Origin of the sequence: Rhizobium sp. TH2, assembly GCF_024707525.1 — a bacterium.
Taxonomy (GTDB): Bacteria; Pseudomonadota; Alphaproteobacteria; order Rhizobiales; family Rhizobiaceae; genus Rhizobium_E.
In genome coordinates this window covers 580,655-593,672 of the sequence record NZ_CP062231.1, presented here as the reverse complement: position 1 = coordinate 593,672, position 13,018 = coordinate 580,655, and the positions used below count along the sequence as shown (strand labels likewise).

General features: G+C 61.0%; 14 protein-coding genes and 1 tRNA gene. 10 read left to right on the top strand and 5 right to left on the bottom strand.

The genetic code is table 11. The annotated features are described in order from the left end of the window. Positions 1 to 17 precede the first annotated feature (17 nt). Complete coding sequence (locus IHQ71_RS03085) at positions 18 to 1,403, bottom strand: dipeptidase (protein ID WP_258160423.1); 1,386 nt, start codon at positions 1,401 to 1,403, stop codon at positions 18 to 20. A gap of 244 nt (positions 1,404 to 1,647) precedes the next feature. Here IHQ71_RS03085 and IHQ71_RS03080 point away from each other — a divergent pair, with 244 nt between their 5' ends. From IHQ71_RS03080 to IHQ71_RS03055, 6 genes are all read left to right on the top strand, one after another. Then, positions 1,648 to 1,974 (top strand): methylglyoxal synthase, encoded by a 327-nt coding sequence (locus IHQ71_RS03080; RefSeq protein ID WP_374989997.1) that lies wholly within the window; start codon positions 1,648 to 1,650, stop codon positions 1,972 to 1,974. Positions 1,975 to 2,020: 46 nt separating this feature from the next. Next, positions 2,021 to 3,040, top strand: a complete 1,020-nt coding sequence (locus IHQ71_RS03075) for a glucokinase (RefSeq protein ID WP_258160421.1) — start codon at positions 2,021 to 2,023, stop codon at positions 3,038 to 3,040. Between the two features lie 102 nt (positions 3,041 to 3,142). Then, positions 3,143 to 4,873, top strand: a complete 1,731-nt coding sequence (locus tag IHQ71_RS03070) for an ABC transporter ATP-binding protein (protein WP_258162723.1) — start codon at positions 3,143 to 3,145, stop codon at positions 4,871 to 4,873. Between the two features lie 16 nt (positions 4,874 to 4,889). Continuing rightward, on the top strand, positions 4,890 to 5,714 hold the full coding sequence (gene dapB / locus IHQ71_RS03065; protein ID WP_258160420.1) for a 4-hydroxy-tetrahydrodipicolinate reductase: 825 nt from the start codon (positions 4,890 to 4,892) through the stop codon (positions 5,712 to 5,714). A 26-nt stretch (positions 5,715 to 5,740) separates the two neighbouring features. Then, a complete protein-coding gene (locus IHQ71_RS03060; RefSeq protein WP_258160419.1) occupies positions 5,741 to 6,376 on the top strand; it encodes a 2,3-bisphosphoglycerate-dependent phosphoglycerate mutase in 636 nt (211 codons plus the stop codon). 28 nt (positions 6,377 to 6,404) lie between these two features. Then, positions 6,405 to 7,274: an aldose 1-epimerase family protein gene (locus IHQ71_RS03055; protein WP_258160418.1), complete on the top strand. Its 870-nt coding sequence runs from the start codon at positions 6,405 to 6,407 to the stop codon at positions 7,272 to 7,274. Between the two features lie 6 nt (positions 7,275 to 7,280). On the opposite strand, the gene IHQ71_RS03050 is transcribed toward IHQ71_RS03055, so the two are convergent. Together IHQ71_RS03050 and IHQ71_RS03045 are read right to left on the bottom strand one after the other, a co-directional pair. Further along, positions 7,281 to 8,156: a bifunctional helix-turn-helix domain-containing protein/methylated-DNA--[protein]-cysteine S-methyltransferase gene (locus IHQ71_RS03050; protein WP_258160417.1), complete on the bottom strand. Its 876-nt coding sequence runs from the start codon at positions 8,154 to 8,156 to the stop codon at positions 7,281 to 7,283. 84 nt (positions 8,157 to 8,240) lie between these two features. Beyond that, on the bottom strand, positions 8,241 to 8,759 hold the full coding sequence (locus tag IHQ71_RS03045) for a DUF2244 domain-containing protein (RefSeq protein ID WP_258160416.1): 519 nt from the start codon (positions 8,757 to 8,759) through the stop codon (positions 8,241 to 8,243). Positions 8,760 to 8,801: 42 nt separating this feature from the next. Here IHQ71_RS03045 and nth point away from each other — a divergent pair, with 42 nt between their 5' ends. Beyond that, on the top strand, positions 8,802 to 9,554 hold the full coding sequence (nth, locus tag IHQ71_RS03040) for an endonuclease III (RefSeq protein ID WP_258160415.1): 753 nt from the start codon (positions 8,802 to 8,804) through the stop codon (positions 9,552 to 9,554). On the opposite strand, the gene IHQ71_RS03035 is transcribed toward nth, so the two are convergent. Continuing rightward, complete coding sequence (locus IHQ71_RS03035) at positions 9,542 to 10,267, bottom strand: sulfate transporter family protein (protein WP_258160414.1); 726 nt, start codon at positions 10,265 to 10,267, stop codon at positions 9,542 to 9,544. The two genes, nth and IHQ71_RS03035, sit on opposite strands and share 13 nt — an antisense overlap. 83 nt (positions 10,268 to 10,350) lie before the next feature. Here IHQ71_RS03035 and IHQ71_RS03030 point away from each other — a divergent pair, with 83 nt between their 5' ends. Further along, positions 10,351 to 10,656 carry a SelT/SelW/SelH family protein gene (locus IHQ71_RS03030; RefSeq protein WP_258160413.1) on the top strand — a complete coding sequence of 102 codons (306 nt, stop codon included), beginning with the start codon at positions 10,351 to 10,353 and terminating at the stop codon, positions 10,654 to 10,656. Between the two features lie 59 nt (positions 10,657 to 10,715). Here IHQ71_RS03030 and IHQ71_RS03025 read toward each other — a convergent pair whose 3' ends face one another. Then, a complete protein-coding gene (locus IHQ71_RS03025; RefSeq protein WP_258160412.1) occupies positions 10,716 to 11,111 on the bottom strand; it encodes a BA14K family protein in 396 nt (131 codons plus the stop codon). 430 nt (positions 11,112 to 11,541) lie between these two features. Between IHQ71_RS03025 and IHQ71_RS03020 the strand changes: the two genes are divergently transcribed. Then, positions 11,542 to 11,626 (top strand) — tRNA-Leu (locus tag IHQ71_RS03020). A gap of 173 nt (positions 11,627 to 11,799) precedes the next feature. After that, positions 11,800 to 12,993, top strand: coding sequence for an integrase arm-type DNA-binding domain-containing protein (locus IHQ71_RS03015; protein ID WP_258160411.1), 1,194 nt, complete (start codon positions 11,800 to 11,802; stop codon positions 12,991 to 12,993). The last annotated feature ends 25 nt before the right edge of the window (positions 12,994 to 13,018 follow it).

Here is a 13,018-nt window from a genome sequence, read left to right as displayed (position 1 = left end):
TATTTTCAGCCCCAAGGCTATTTCTTCAGTGCATCGATGATCCGGATCCATGACCTGATGCCCTTGTGGAACGAGTTGAGGTCGTATTTCTCGTTCGGCGAATGGATGCGGTCGTCCGAGAGCGCGAAACCCACGAGCAGTGTTTCCATGCCGAGCATTTTGTTGAAATCTCCGGCGATCGGGATCGAGCCACCCATGCCGATCATCACCGCAGGCTTCGGCCATTCGTCCGAAAGCGCGCTCTTCGCGCGATTGAGCAGCGGCGAATCATAGGGAAGCTGGATGGCCGGCGAACCACCATGCTTGTGGAACTCCACCTTGCAATCGGCCGGCAGCCGGGACTGCACGTAGGCGCGGAACGTGGCCCGAATCTTATCCGGGTCCTGCTTGCCGACCAGCCGGAACGAAACCTTGGCCGAGGCTTCCGCCGCGATCACGGTCTTGAACCCCTCGCCCGTATAGCCGCCCCAGATGCCGTTGACCTCGGCGGTCGGCCGGGCCCAGGTGAGTTCGAATACACTCCGGCCTTTTTCGCCTGATGGAACCGAAAGACCAATCTCGCCGAGGAATTTCTCCGTGGTCATGCCCAGCGTTTCCCAGGACGCCTTGATCTGGCTCGGCGTTTCCTCGACGCCTTCATAGAACCCTTCGAGCGTCACCCGGCCGGTTTCGTCGTGCAGGCCCGCAAGGATATCGCTGAGGATGTGGATCGGATTGGCGGCGACACCGCCGAAATAGCCCGAATGCAGGTCGCGATCGGCGGCGGTGATCTTGATCTCCTCGCCGACAAGTCCCCGCAAACCAGCGGAGATCGCCGGCGTTTCGCTGTCCCACATATTGGTGTCGCAGATCAGTGCGAAGTCGGCGGTGAGTTCCTTGGCGTTGGCTTCAAGAAATGGCTTCAGCGAAGGAGACCCCGATTCTTCCTCGCCCTCGAACAACAGAGTGACGCGCACCGGGAGTTCGCCATGGATTTCCTTATAGGCGCGGCAAGCCTCGACGAAGGTCAGAAGCTGGCCCTTGTCGTCCGACGTGCCGCGACCGGTGATGATCTTCTTGCCGCCGACATCGCGGATGGCAGGCTCGAAGGGATCGAAATCCCAGAGGTTGAGCGGATCGACGGGCTGGACATCGTAGTGGCCGTAGAAGAGCACATGCGGCGCATCGGCGCTGGCACCCTGGTGATGGCCGACGACCATGGGATGGCCTGCCGTGTCGCGCACCGAAGCCTCGAACCCGAGCTTCGTGAGATCATCGACCAGCCACTGCGCGGCCGCACGGCAATCGGCCTTGTAGGCTGGATCGGTCGAAATCGACTTGATGCGGCAAAGCTCGAACATTTTTTCGAGGCTCGAATCGAGGTTCTGGTCGGCGCGGGTGAGCACGGTGTCGAGAGCGGTCATCTGAAGCATCCTTGGGGATTTGGCGGCGTGATTTGCGGCGGACCTTAGCGGATTTGACCGCCAGCCGAAAGCACCAGCCAAACTGGTTCATATTATGATTGAACCGAAGACAAAATGCGTTATAGCGCGTTGTTGTCATATCATCTTTGCGGCAATCTCCGTCGCACCGGGTGGAGAAGAGGGGCAGGATTTGGCGGCTCGCGAGACCATCGCACTGATCGCGCACGATCAGAAGAAAGACGACATGGCCGAGTTCGCCCGCCAGCACCAGCAGGCGCTATCAGCCTATGATCTCGTGGCGACCGGAACGACGGGCGGCAGGATCATGGATGCGGTTCCCGGCTTGCCTGTCACCCGTTTGAAGAGCGGTCCGCTCGGCGGTGACCAGCAGATCGGCGCGATGATCGCCGAGGGCAAGGTTTCGATGCTGATCTTCTTCACCGACCCGCTGACCGCGATGCCGCACGATGTCGATGTGAAGGCGCTGACGCGGTTGGCCACGGTCTATGATATCCCGATGGCGCTCAACCGGGCGACGGCGGAAATGCTGATTGCGCCGGACGAGAACTAGGCTCGAAGGCGCAGTCAGGACAGAAATACGAGGCAGCAGGATACCGATGGCCAAGACGAGAGACGAACATTTTCCGTTCCCGATCCTGATCGGCGACATCGGCGGCACCAATGCCCGTTTCTCCCTGCTCTCCGACGCAGCGAGCGAAACCAAGGACGTGACTATCGTCCAGACGGCCAGCTATCCGACGATCGATGCGGCAATCGAAGACGCGGTGCTGTCCAAGGCGCCAGTCAAGCCGCGTTCGACCATCCTCGCCGTGGCCGGTCCGATCAATGGCGATGTTATTCCACTGACCAACTGCCCATGGGTGGTGCGCCCGAACGATCTCATCGCCAATCTCGGTTTCGAGGACGTCGTGGTCATCAACGATTTCGAGGCGCAAGCGCTGGCCGTCGCGACGCTCGATGGCGAAAACCAGGCGCAGGTGGGGCGCGGAGAAGCCAAGCCCGACCATTCCAAGGTCGTACTAGGCCCTGGTACAGGCCTCGGGGTCGCCGGCCTGGTCCACGCGCTCGACGCCTGGATACCGGTGCCGGGCGAAGGCGGACATGTCGATCTCGGTCCCCGCAGCGCGCGCGATTTTGAAATCTTTCCCCATATAGAGCGGATCGAGGGCCGGGTCTCGGCCGAGCAGATTCTCTGCGGCCGTGGTCTTCTCGGGCTCTACACCGCGATCTGTACCGCGGACGGCGTGGCGCCCTCGCTCGGCACTCCGGCCGACGTATCGAACAAAGGCCTCTCCGGAGAAGATCGTCAGGCGGCCGAGGCGATCTCGCTCTTCGCGGTCTATCTCGGCCGCGTGGCTGGGGACATGGCGGTGGTCTTCAATGCGAAGGGCGGCGTCTATCTCTCCGGCGGCATTCCACAGAAAATCCTGCCGGCGCTGCAAAAGCCGGGGTTCCGGGAAGCCTTCGAGGACAAGGCGCCGCACCGGGAGATGATGTCGCATATCCCGACCTTCATCGTCACCCATCCGCTTGCGGCGGTGGCAGGGCTTTCGGCCTATGCCCGCATGCCCGGAAGCTTCGGCGTTTCCACAGACGGCCGCCGCTGGCGGAAATGACTGTTCAAGCTGGCCGCCAATCGCTATGACGCACACCGTTGAACAGGACGTGTGCTCTTGAGCGCTGACAAAAACAAGAATTGGCAGGAAGACCGGGCGGCGATGTGGCCCGTGATCCGCAGGCTGTTCATGGAGAACGCCCGAGACCATGTGGGCACGTACGCCGTCGCCATAGCCTGCCTCGTTACCGTCGCGCTCTGCACCGCCTTCACCGCCTGGGTGATGGAATCGGTCGTCAATGAAGCGTTCAGCAACAAGCGTGTCGGCCTCGTTATCTGGATTTGCATGGCGATTTTCGTCACCTTCGCGATCAAGGGCTTTGCCACCTATGGCCAATCCGTGCTGCTCAACAAGATCGGCAACGCGATCGTCGCGAAATACCAGAAGCGGCTCTATTCGCACCTGATGGCGCTGAACCTCGGCTATTTCGCCGATGCGCGCTCGGCTCAGATCGCTGCCACCGCCACGCAAAACGTCAACGGTATCCGCGAAACGCTGAATCTTGCGGTCACCTCGGTCGCCCGCGATGCACTGACCTTCGTGGCGCTTGTCGGCGTGATGATCTCCAAGGACTGGGTGCTGACGCTGCTGGTCGCGATCACCGCGCCGCCGATGCTGCTCGCCGTCCGCTATCTGGCGCAGCGGGTGCGCAGTGCGACACGCGAATCCGTCGAATACAATTCCCATGTCAGTGGCGTGATGCAGGAGACGATCCAGGGCCTGACCATCGTCAAGGCCTTCACCATGGAAGACCAGTTGCGCGGCCGCATGGACGGTCTTGTCGACATTGCAGAAAAGCGCGCCAACAAGATCGTGCGGCTTTCCGAACGGACCTCGCCGATCACCGAGAGCTTTGCCGGTGCCGCGATCGCCGCTGTTATCGGCTATGCGGCCTATCAGTCCATCTATGCCGGCCAGTTGCCCGGCGCGTTCATCTCCTTCATCGCGGCGATGCTGCTGGCCTATGACCCCGCGCGCCGGCTCGCCAAGCTGCAGGTGCAACTCGAAAAGGCCTATGTGAATGCGAAGATGATCTTCGACATTCTCGACACGCCGATCCCGATGCGCGAGGCGCCTGATGCCAAGCCGCTCGAAGTCACAGAGGGCCGGATCGAGTTTCGCAATGTGCAATTCGGCTACCGGTCCGAGCCGATCGTCAAGGGCATCAGCTTCATCGCGGAGGGTGGCAAGTCCACCGCGATTGCAGGTCCGTCTGGAGCCGGCAAGTCGACGATCATCAGCCTCATTCCGCGTTTCTACGACCCAAGCGAGGGCCAAATCCTGATCGACGGGCAGGATATCAGCCAGGTTACCAAGCGGTCACTGCGGGAAAACCTCGCCTATGTATCGCAGGCGCCGCTGCTGTTCGAAGGCACGGTGCGCGACAATATCCGCTACGGACGGCCCGGCGCAACCGATGCCGAAATCGAGGAAGCGGCGCGGCAAGCATATGCTCACGATTTCATCCTGGCGCTGCCCCAGGGCTATGACACGCCGGTCGGCGAGAATGGCCTGAACCTCTCCGGCGGCCAGCGGCAGCGGCTGTCCATCGCCCGCGCACTGGTGCGCAACGCGCCGATCCTGCTGCTCGACGAGGCAACCTCGGCGCTCGATTCCGAGAGCGAATCCGCGGTGCAGAAGGCGATCGAGCATGCGATGCACGGCCGTACCGTGGTGGTGATCGCGCACCGGCTTTCGACCATTTCGGAAGCCGACAAGATCATCGTCATGGAGGACGGCCGGATCGTCGAGGAAGGCTCGCACGAAAGGCTTGCGCATGAGGAAGCGGGTCTTTACGCTCGCCTCAACAGGTTGCAAATACGGGAAAAATAGGCCCGAGGGTGGACGCATGAGTGAGACGAACATGAGGATGGTTGTTGTCGCGGGCGCCGCCGGACGCATGGGGCAAACCCTTCTGCGCTCGATCCACGCGAGCGACGGCATGAAGATCCACGCAGCCCTCGAACGACCCGATTCGCCAGCATTGGGCAAGGATGCCGGCGAGCTCTGCGGGATAGGTCCGATCGGCGTTCCCATCACCGCCGATCCGCTCCAGGCGCTTCTGAAGGCAGACGCGCTAATCGATTTCACATCACCCGCCTCGACCGTGGAATTCGCCGGTCTCGCGGCGCAGGCGCGCATCGTCCATGTGATCGGCACCACCGGCTGCTCGCCAGAGGACGACGAGAAGATCAAGGCCGCCGCGCGGCACGCCCGCATCGTCAAATCGGGCAATATGAGCCTCGGCGTCAATCTGCTGGGCGTGCTCGTGCGCCAGGCCGCGCAGGCGCTGTCGGCACAGGGCTGGGACATCGAGGTGCTCGAAATGCACCATAACAAGAAGGTCGATGCGCCCTCGGGCACCGCTTTGCTTCTTGGCATGGAAGCGGCGAAGGGCCGCGACATCAAGCTCGGCGAACATGCCGTCCGCACGCGTGACGGCCATACCGGCGCCCGCGAGCAAGGCACGATCGGCTTTGCCACCTTGCGCGGCGGCGGCGTCGTGGGCGACCATTCGGTGATTTTCGCCAGCGAAACCGAAATGGTGACGCTGTCGCACCGGGCCAACGACCGCGCGCTCTTCGCACAGGGCGCACTTGCCGCCGTGCGCTGGGCGATCGACAAGAAGCCGGGTTTCTACGACATGCTCGACGTGCTCGGGTTCGGCAAATAAACCTTCAAGACAATGGAGAAGACGCGATGAGCGGAACACTGGTGCTGGTTCGGCACGGACAGAGCGAATGGAACCTGAAGAACCTCTTCACCGGCTGGCGTGACCCGGACCTCACCGAACTCGGCATCCAGGAAGCCAATACCGGCGGCCAGGCGCTGAAGGATTACGGCATCAAGTACGATATCGCCTTCACCTCGGTGCTCAAGCGCGCGCAGGATACCTTGAAGATCGTGCTCGATTGCATCGGCCAGAGCGACCTCGAAACCATCGAAGATCAGGCGCTCAACGAACGCGACTATGGCGATCTCTCCGGCCTCAACAAGGATGACGCCCGTGCCAAATGGGGCGAGGAGCAGGTCCACATCTGGCGCCGTTCCTACGACATCCCACCGCCCGGCGGCGAAAGCCTGCGCGACACCGGCGCCCGCGTCTGGCCGTATTACATGATGGAAATCCTGCCGCGCGTGCTGGCCGGCCAAAATGTGCTGGTCGCAGCCCACGGTAATTCACTGCGCTCGCTGGTCATGGTGCTCGACCGCCTGAGCAAGGAACAGATCCTGGCGCTCAACCTCGCGACCGGCGTGCCGATGGTCTACAAGCTCAAGGCCGACTCCACCGTCGCTTCGAAGGAAGTGCTGGGAGACATGTCCGGCGCGCATTGATGCGCTCACCACAGGTTCGGGGGATAGCATGGCCGAGATCACGCGCATTGCCAACGACGCCCTCGCCGTCGAGGTTTCCTCGCTCGGAGCGGAGACACAGTCGCTCAAGAGTTCGGACGGCCGGTCGTGGCTCTGGCACGGTGATGCTGCCTTCTGGAACGGGCGCTCGCCGATCCTGTTTCCGATTGTCGGCAAGGCTGCGGACAATACGGCTCTAGTCGATGGCAAGCCGTTCGAGATGCAGCAGCATGGCTTTGCGCGGCGGCAGGAATGGGAGCTTGCCGAGACGGGCGAGACTTTCTGCCTGCATGAGCTTGTGTCCACGGAAGCCAGCAAGGCTGCCTATCCCTTCGATTTCCGGCTGACGCTTCGGCATGCGATCGAAGGCCGGAAATTGACGGTGACCGCAGAGGTCAGCAATACGGGGTCGTCTCCCCTGCCCTTCGGTCTGGGTTTCCATCCGGCGTTTGCTTGGCCGCTGCCGGGCGCCGAGGGTCGCGAACACACGGTCGTCCTGGACAATAAGGCCGAGCCGCCGCTGGTGCGGATCGACAACGGATTGAGAAAGCCCGGCAGTCTTGCCTCACCCTTCAAGGCAGGGCAACTCGTGCTGAACCACAGCTATTTCGAGGAAGATGCGATGATCTTCCCCGAGGGAGCCGGCGCCGGCCTGACCTATGCCGCGGATGGCGGTCCCAGCTTGCACTTCACCTTCGAGAACCTGCCGAACCTCGCGCTGTGGACCAAGCCTGGTGCGCCGTTCATCTGCGTCGAGCCATGGCATGGCACGGCGCCGGAGATCGGGGCTTCGGCGGAGATCGCCGACCGGCCCTACTCGCTGGAACTGGCGCCGGGCAAGTCGGTAAAATTCGCCTTCAGCGTTGAAGTCGTGGGCTGAGGGCGTTTACGCCCTCGCCGCTTCCCATCCGAGCATCGCCCGCTTGCGGGTCAGGCCCCAGTGATAGCCGGTGAGCGCGCCCGATTTGCCGATCGCGCGATGGCACGGCACCACGAAGGAGACGGGGTTGCGGCCCACTGCTGCACCGACGGCGCGTGATGCCTTGGGCGAACCGATCCGGTTGGCGAGATGCGAATAGGTGCAGAGCTTGCCGAGCGGCACTTCCAGCAACTGTTCCCACACCCGGATCTGAAAGTCCGTGCCGATCAGCACGACGCGGAGCGGCTGCTTCGGGTCCCATTTCTCGGGGTCGAAGATGCGTTCGGCATAGGGCCACACCGCTTCCCGGTCCTCGATGAAACTGGCTTCCGGCCAGCGATCGGCCATGTCGCGGAAAGCCTCCGCCTCGGAGCCGGCATGGTCGGCAAAGCCCAGGCCGCAGAGCCCGCGCTCGGTGATCATCAGCAGCGCCCGACCGAACGGCGAATCGTGGAAGCCGTAGCGGATTTCCAACCCCTTGCCGCGTTCCTTCCACTCGCCCGGCGACATGGCTTCGTGGGTGACGAAGAGATCATGCAGCCGGCCCGGGCTTGAGAGGCCGAGTTCGTATGTCGTTTCCAGCAACGGCAGGTTCTCGTCGCGCAGCAGGCGCTTGGCATGATCGATGGTGACCGCCTGCAGGAAAGCCTTTGGTGAGAGGCCTGCCCAGCGGGTGAAGGTCTTCTGCAGGTCGATCGGGTCATGGCCGATCCGCTTGGCGATCGCATCGAGCGACGGCTGGTCCTGGTAATCCTCGGTCAGCATGGCGATCACATCGGAAACGATGCGGTAGTCCGTACCAACAGGCGTGATGTCCTTGGTATGCTTGATTTCCATATTCATTGTCCGATTCCTTCCATTTGCAGGAAGAATCTCATGAGGAAGGGGCCGCCGCCACCCGAAACTTGGGTAAATCAACGGCCGAAGTCAAATCCGGCGTTTCACGCTGGCCAGTGCCGATGTGAACGCGCGGGCAAAGCTCTCCCGGTCATCGGGATTGAGAAAATTGCCGACCGGTGTCCGGCGCCCCTCGCCCGTTACCGCCATGCCTGTGATGCCGAATTCATGGTGACGATCGACCTGGAACTTCGCCCAGAACGGATTGTAGCGGCTCTCTCGGGCGCGCCCCGAGGGCGAGACCTTGCGGATGGATAGCTCCGTGCGCGATACCGACACTTCTTCCCGCGCGCGGGCCGCGCGGTAATTGAGGTAGAAAGCGCCGTAGAGTAGCGCGAAATCGAGGCCGAAGAACATCGCCACCGGCAGCGCGCCTGTTATGAAGAAGAACGCCATGTTGAACAGGCAGAAGGCGAGCGTCAGGCCGATCACGATCCTGAAGCCATTGCGGCCGAGCGAGCGATACGGCGTCAGCACGGCTTTGAACACAGGCTCGCTGTTGAACTTTGGCTCGCTGTTGAACGGGGTCTGGTCGTCCACTATCGTCATCCGACTCTTCCCAAAAACGACGCCCAAGATTACAGGACTTCTATGTTAAAGCGCAAGAATGAGTTGGCCCCGTCAGCCGCGGCGAAAAAGCCCGTGCGCAAGGCGAAATTCCGATGTCCCTATTCGCCTGCCGAGATCGACGAGATTTTCCGGCGCTTTTCCATTCAGCGCCCTGAGCCCAAGGGCGAGCTCCACCACACCAATCCCTTTACGCTGGTCGTTGCGGTGGCGCTCTCGGCGCAGGCAACGGATGTCGGGGTGAACAAGGCGACGCGGCCGCTCTTCGCCGTGGCCGATTCGCCGGAAAAGATGCTTGCTCTCGGCGAGGAGAAGGTTCGCGACTATATCAGGACGATCGGGCTCTATCGCAACAAGGCGAAGAACGTGATCCTGCTGTCGGAAAAGCTGATTCGCGATTTTGGCGGCGAGGTGCCGCACACGCGGGAGGAACTCGTGACGCTGCCCGGCGTCGGCCGCAAGACCGCCAATGTGGTGCTCTCCATGGCCTTCGGCATTCCGGCTCTGGCGGTCGATACGCATATTTTCCGCATCGGCAACCGGCTCGGCATCGCGCCGGGCAAGACGCCTGAAGAGGTCGAGGACAATTTCCTCAGCATCATTCCAGAAAAGTATCTCTACCACGCCCATCACTGGCTGATCTTGCATGGGCGCTATACGTGCAAGGCGCGGCGGCCGGAATGCGAGCATTGCGTGATCGCCGACGTCTGCAAATCGGCGGAGAAGACCAACGCGATCCCTGCTGAGCTGAAGGAATTGCCGGTTCAGGTCATCTGAGGAGACGCTACACCCGCTTCCCGTCTCATCAACGCCTTGACGTAGTGCACCATGAAGATGGCGGCAAACAGCGGCGTGAGGATGTTGAGGATCGGCACCAGCAGGAAAAGCCCGATCGCGAGGCCTGCCAGCCAAACCCGGCCCTGATTGCGGCTGCGCCAGGCGCGCGCCCGCTCCGTCCCGAGATAGCGGGCGGCGGCGAATTCGAAATATTCGCGCCCGAGAAGATAGCCGTTAACCACGAAGAAGATCACCAGATTGACGCCCGGAACGAGCAGAAAGATCAGCGCTACGAGATTGGCTGCGATCACGACGAGGAAGAACCGCAGGCTCGACAGAATCGATTGGGCGAGCGGCAAAGCCTGCCCCGGCGCATCCGACGCATAGTCCACCTTCTCGATCGTATCGGCGGCATCATCGAGAAATAGCCCGGCGATCACCGCGCTCACCGGCGCGATCAGGAAGGCCAGGCCCGCCGCCAGCCCGATCGCCGAGACGATCGCGGCGAACAGGCTGATCCAGCCCGTCCATTCCCCGAGACTGGGCAGCCAAGCCTCGATATAGGGCATGGCGAAGTCAAGGAACAGCAGCCGCAACAAAAACCAGAGCGCGACGAGAAAAAGCAGCGTAAGCCCGATCACTTTCCAGAACACGCCGCGTATGGGCGCCGAGAAAAGATCGCCAAAGGCGCGGATGGCGGTGGAATAGATCATATGCTCGTCCCTGTTGTGCAAGGACTATGTCGGTGAACCGTCGCCGCTTTGCAAGCCCTGCCCTGTGGTGCTAACAGCAAGGGATGACAGACAAACCGAAGATCTCGATCCTCTACTGCACCCAGTGCAACTGGCTGCTGCGCGCCGGCTGGATGGCGCAGGAACTGCTCTCGACCTTCGGCGATTCGCTCGGCGAGGTCGCGTTGATCCCCGGCTCAGGCGGCAATTTCGAGATCCGCTGTAATGGCGACCTGATCTGGGAGCGCAAGCGCGATGGCGGCTTTCCCGGCCCCAAGGAACTCAAGCAAAGGGTGCGCGACGTCATCGAACCGGATCGCGATCTGGGCCATATCGACAAGCATTCCGCCAAGGACAATTCCGAAAGCTAGGCAACAAAAAAGGCAGGGACGAACCCTGCCTTTTCCATCTCATTCCGTGGCTCAGCCGATCAACGGAACGGCGAGCGGCAACGACGAACGTCACCATCATAGGTAACGAACGTGTTGGAATCGACGTCGTAGGACTGATAGTTGTTCAAGCACCAACGAACGTGGCGGCTGTAGCCGGTGCGCACAACGACGCGCGGAGCCGGACGGATGACAACGCGTGGGCCCCAGTAGGGGCGATAGCCATAGCGAACACGCGGACCCCAGTAACGGCCACGGTTGTAGCCACGGCGATAGCCGCAACGCCAACGACCGCACCAGCGGGCCTGCTGCACACCGGTCGACTTTTCGGCATTGGCCGGAGCGTTGGTCACGGGCATTGCCTCCGCCGCGGCAAGCGGTATGATCGAGGCAACCGCCAGAGCGCCGGCAATGACGATCTTACGTATCTTGGACATTTCTGATCCTCTGCTGTTTCAAGAGCCTGCAAGCTCCCTTAGTGTCCCTTGCGCAAAACGGTTTGCCGTTCCTTATTATTCGTTTTTATAAGCACAGGTTCGAGCCGGTTTGCAACTCGAAAATCGGACGAGGAGAGTTGCAAACCCGGATGCCGATTAGCAATTGGGCGAGAAGACGGCGCAAAACAGGCTGAAATGCGAAACTGCACTTCACACAGTCTTTCCGGCAATCGCCAGCACTTTGCCTAAACTCCAGCGTTCGCAAATAGTTCCGGCCAGCGAGGCGATGTTCCCGCGTCGGCTTTGCCGCACGCGGCGCGAGCGCAAACCATTCAATCCACAAGGTTTTGAGGGCCCGTGACGACATTGACAGCTTTTTTCAAAAAGTCAGTTGACAGGTGGGAGCCTCCCCCTTACATGCACGGTCGCTGCCCAGATGGCGGAATTGGTAGACGCGCAGGTTTCAGGTACCTGTGCCGCGAGGCGTGGAGGTTCGAGTCCTCTTCTGGGCACCAAATTCCCTTTTTAGACCGTCCTACATGGTCCGAAAATACCCAAAGAAGCCCGGTTTTCCGGGCTTTTTTGCTTTTTGGCGTCCAGTGCCGTCCTGTTGCATCCGAGATTTTTGTTGGTAGCATCGTTGGTACATCAGCAAATAGCAACGTCGCGCGAAAACTGGATACCAACAATGGCACTCACAGATACCAGCATAAAGGGACTTAAGGCCGCATCGAAGCCCACCAAGCATAGTGACGCTGGAGGGCTGCATATTCTCGTTAATCCGACAGGCTCGAAACTTTGGCGGCTCGCATACCGTCATGACGGAAAGCAGAAGTTGCTGGCATTCGGTGCCTATCCAGCCGTTTCGTTGGCCGAAGCCCGGCGGAAGCGAGACGACGCTAAGGCGCTTCTAGCCAAGGGGACCGATCCCGCCCACAATCTCAAGATGGAGAAGATCGCCAGACAAGCAAGCAATGCGCTGACCTTCTCTCTGATCGCGGATGAGTTTCTTGCCAAGTGCCGCAAGGAAGGCAAAGCCGAACCAACTCTGGTTAAGAAGCGCTGGCTTCTTGATTTGGCGGCACCGGATATTGGCAACCGTCCGATAATGGACATCTCGGCAACCGAAATCCTTGTTCCGCTAAGACGGATTGAAGCCAAGGGCAATTATGAAACTGCTCGGCGCGTGCGATCCACGATCGGCCAAGTCTTCCGCTACGCTATCGCGACAGCTCGCACCGAATATGATCCCACCTTCGGATTGAAGGGCGCGCTCACGGCGCCAATAGTCACGCACCGCGCCGCGATCACGACGGCCAAAGCATTCGGCGGACTGCTGCGCTCTATATGGTACTACGAAGGCAATCCCGAAACGCGGATCGCGCTTCAGCTCATGGCTATACTGTATCCGCGACCCGGCGAGCTGCGGCAAGCCGAGTGGAGCGAATTCGACCTGGCGAAGCGTGTGTGGACAATCCCCGCAATCCGCATGAAGATGCGCCGTGAGCATAAAAAACCGCTTCCCCTGCCAGCCGTCGCGCTACTTCGTCAGCTACAGAAATTGACAGGCGATTGCCGCTTCGCCTTTCCGGCCATTCACACGCGCCTACGTACAATGAGCGAGAACACGATGAATAGCGCTCTTCGGCGAATGGGTTTCTCAAAAGCCGAAGCCACATCGCACGGCTTTCGGGCGAGCGCCTCTTCATTGTTGAACGAAAGCGGATTATGGGCGCCGGACGCGATCGAGGCTGAACTGGCGCATATGGGCGCCGACGAAGTGCGGAAAGCCTATCACCGGGCTCTCTATTGGGATGAACGGGTGAAAATGGCCGAATGGTGGGCGAACGAGTTGCAGGAGCTACAACGAACCTCGATATGATGGCTCTTTGCGCAATGAGCGGTCG

Coding starts and splice junctions, on each gene's coding strand:
- IHQ71_RS03045 (WP_258160416.1), bottom strand. CDS start 8,759: ATGACGATAGTGGACGACCAGACCCCGTTCAACAGCGAGCCAAAGTTC.
- IHQ71_RS03035 (WP_258160414.1), bottom strand. CDS start 10,267: ATGATCTATTCCACCGCCATCCGCGCCTTTGGCGATCTTTTCTCGGCG.
- IHQ71_RS03060 (WP_258160419.1), top strand. CDS start 5,741: ATGAGCGGAACACTGGTGCTGGTTCGGCACGGACAGAGCGAATGGAAC.
- IHQ71_RS03030 (WP_258160413.1), top strand. CDS start 10,351: ATGACAGACAAACCGAAGATCTCGATCCTCTACTGCACCCAGTGCAAC.
- IHQ71_RS03075 (WP_258160421.1), top strand. CDS start 2,021: ATGGCCAAGACGAGAGACGAACATTTTCCGTTCCCGATCCTGATCGGC.
- IHQ71_RS03080 (WP_374989997.1), top strand. CDS start 1,648: ATGGCCGAGTTCGCCCGCCAGCACCAGCAGGCGCTATCAGCCTATGAT.
- IHQ71_RS03070 (WP_258162723.1), top strand. CDS start 3,143: ATGTGGCCCGTGATCCGCAGGCTGTTCATGGAGAACGCCCGAGACCAT.
- IHQ71_RS03015 (WP_258160411.1), top strand. CDS start 11,800: ATGGCACTCACAGATACCAGCATAAAGGGACTTAAGGCCGCATCGAAG.
- IHQ71_RS03025 (WP_258160412.1), bottom strand. CDS start 11,111: ATGTCCAAGATACGTAAGATCGTCATTGCCGGCGCTCTGGCGGTTGCC.
- nth (WP_258160415.1), top strand. CDS start 8,802: ATGTTAAAGCGCAAGAATGAGTTGGCCCCGTCAGCCGCGGCGAAAAAG.
- IHQ71_RS03050 (WP_258160417.1), bottom strand. CDS start 8,156: ATGAATATGGAAATCAAGCATACCAAGGACATCACGCCTGTTGGTACG.
- IHQ71_RS03085 (WP_258160423.1), bottom strand. CDS start 1,403: ATGACCGCTCTCGACACCGTGCTCACCCGCGCCGACCAGAACCTCGAT.
- dapB (WP_258160420.1), top strand. CDS start 4,890: ATGAGTGAGACGAACATGAGGATGGTTGTTGTCGCGGGCGCCGCCGGA.
- IHQ71_RS03055 (WP_258160418.1), top strand. CDS start 6,405: ATGGCCGAGATCACGCGCATTGCCAACGACGCCCTCGCCGTCGAGGTT.